Source organism: Rhizobacter sp. P5_C2, assembly GCF_054049715.1.
Map to the genome: position 1 here is coordinate 1 of NZ_JBFULV010000225.1, position 2,285 is coordinate 2,285.

General features: G+C 74.9%; 2 protein-coding genes. One reads left to right on the top strand and one right to left on the bottom strand.

Annotation, left to right across the window (positions count from 1 at the left end; genetic code table 11):
* A partial coding sequence (locus ACXJLU_RS33155; RefSeq protein ID WP_457337975.1) for an ATP-binding protein occupies positions 1 to 1,959 on the bottom strand: 1,959 nt, incomplete at its 3' end.
* A 132-nt stretch (positions 1,960 to 2,091) separates the two neighbouring features.
* Between ACXJLU_RS33155 and ACXJLU_RS33160 the strand changes: the two genes are divergently transcribed.
* Positions 2,092 to 2,285, top strand: a 194-nt coding sequence (locus tag ACXJLU_RS33160; RefSeq protein ID WP_457337976.1) for a hypothetical protein, incomplete at its 3' end; no start/stop codon positions are given.

The following is a 2,285-nucleotide window of genomic DNA, read 5'->3' on the forward strand; positions in this document are numbered from 1 at the left end:
GCTGTCGGCCAGGCGGCCTTCGGCGCGCGCCACGTCGGCCCGCGCGCGCTGGCCCCAGGCGCGCTCGCGTGCCGGCCAGTCCAGGCGCTCCAGCGTCAGCGCCTCGTCCAATGCGGCACGCGCCGCCGGGTTCGGCACCTGCCACAAGCCCGCCAGCCCGGTCAGCTGCGCGTACAGCCCGTGCTCGTCGCCGAGCGCGCGGAACAGCGACTGCGCATGATCGGCCGCGCCGCGCGAGCGCCCCGGCGAGGCTTCGGCCCACACCCATTGCGCGGCCCGCCACCAGGCGGCGGCCAGCGGCTTGGGAACGTTGTCATCGACCATCGCCTCGCTGAGCTCGTGCCAGCGTCGGGCCTCGGCGTGCAGCGACAGGTGGTGCCACAGCGGCGCGGCCGCGCCGACCAGCGCCACCAGCGTCTCGGGGTCGTGCTGCAGCGACCACGCGAGCGCGGCCCGCAGGTTGTCGAGCTCGGGTTCGTAGAGCGCCAGCCATGGCGCATCCGCCATGCGCAGCCAGTCGCCCTGCGCGCCGGCGAAGAACGCGCGCAGCGCGCGGGCATGCCGGCCGCGCAATGCCTGCGTGCGCGGGTCGTCCGCCAGGCGTGATTGCGCATAGGCCCGCGCACTCTCGCTGAGCGCATAGCGCGGCGGATCGCCGGCGCCGACCTGCACCAGCGAGTGGTCCGACAGCAGTGCCAGCCCGTCGATCGCGGTCCAGCCGTCGGGGTCGCTGCCGTCGGCCAGCACCGCGCCGGCCAGCGGCAGCGTGAAGCCGCCGGCGAACACGCCGAGCGAATCGAACAACGCGCGCTGCGCCGGCGCCAGCAGCGCGAGGCTCCAGTCGAGCGCCGCCTGCAGCGTCTGCTGGCGCGTCGGCGTGCCGCGCGTGCTGCTGGCCAGCAGGCGGAAGCGGTCGTCCAGCCGCGAGGCGATGCCGGCGACGCCCAGCAGCGGCACGCGCGCCGCCGCCAGTTCCAGCGCCAGCGGCACGCCGTCGAGCCGGCGGCAGATCTCGGTCACCGCGCCGACATTGGCGTCGGTCAGCGCGAAGCGGCGGTCGACCGCCCTTGCGCGCTCGCAGAACAGCGCCACCGCGCCGTGCTGCAGCGCCGGCTCGGCGGCGCTGCCGTCGGGCGGCACCGCCAGCGCCTCGGTGCGCTGCAGCCGCTCGCCGGCGAGGTGCAGCGGCACCTGGCTCGTCACCAGGATGCGCAGCCCGGGCGCGCCCTGCTGCAGCGCCTGCACCAGCGGCGCGAGGCCGTCGAGCAGGTGCTCGGCGTTGTCGAGCACCAGCAGGCCTTGCAGGTTCTTCATCGACGACAGCAGTGCGGCCTGCGCATCGCCGCCCACCGCGAGCTGCAGCGACAAGGCTTGCGCGACCGCGCCGCCGATCAGCGAGGCATCGGTGAGCGACGCGAGCTCGACCCACGCGACGCCGTCGGCCCAGGTCCGCCGCCGCGCCTGGGCGGCGGCGCGGGCGAGCGTGGTTTTGCCGATGCCGCCGGGGCCGACCAGCGTCACCAGGCCCGAGCCGTCCAGTTGCGCCAGCAGCTCGGCCAGCTCGCGGTCGCGCCCGACCAGTGCAACCGGCCGCTCGGGCAGTGCGTCGCGCGCGGCCAGTGCGGCCACCGGTGCGGGTGACGGTGCCGCCGCCGGGGCGGGCGCCTGCGCCGCCATCGTGAACCGGTAGCCGCGCCCGGGCACCGTCGCGATGGCCTGCGTGCCCAGCAGCTTGCGCAGCGCCGAGACGTGCACCTGCAGGTTGTTCTCCTCGACCACCAGGCCGGGCCAGACGAGGTCCAGCAGTTCGCCCTTGGACACCAGCCGGTCGCTGCGCTCGACCAGCGCCTGCAGCAGGTCGAACGCGCGCGAGCCCAGCAGCGCGGGCCGGCCGTCGACCAGCAGCTGGCGGGTGGCCGGGTTCAGCGCGATGCGTCCGAAGCGGTAGTGGTCAGGCAAGGGGATCCTCCAAGGCGGCGAATTTACGCGATGCCGCCGATTTCAGAACGATTCAGGCCCGCTTCAGGCTTTTGAAGGACGGCCCGGTCGTGCAATCGGACACTGGGTTTCGCTCAGGGAGACCTTTTCATCGTGGACATCAGCTCGGCAGGGACGGTCGTCGCGCTCACAGGCGCTCTCGCCTATGCAGCGGCCTGCCTGGCGCTGGCGCACCGTCACACCCGAGCCCGGCCGAAACCGCCGGCGCGCGGCCTGGCGGCCTTCGACCGGGTGGATTTCGCGGCGCGCGACGGCCGCGCCCGCGTCTGCGGCGAGTACCTGCCGGC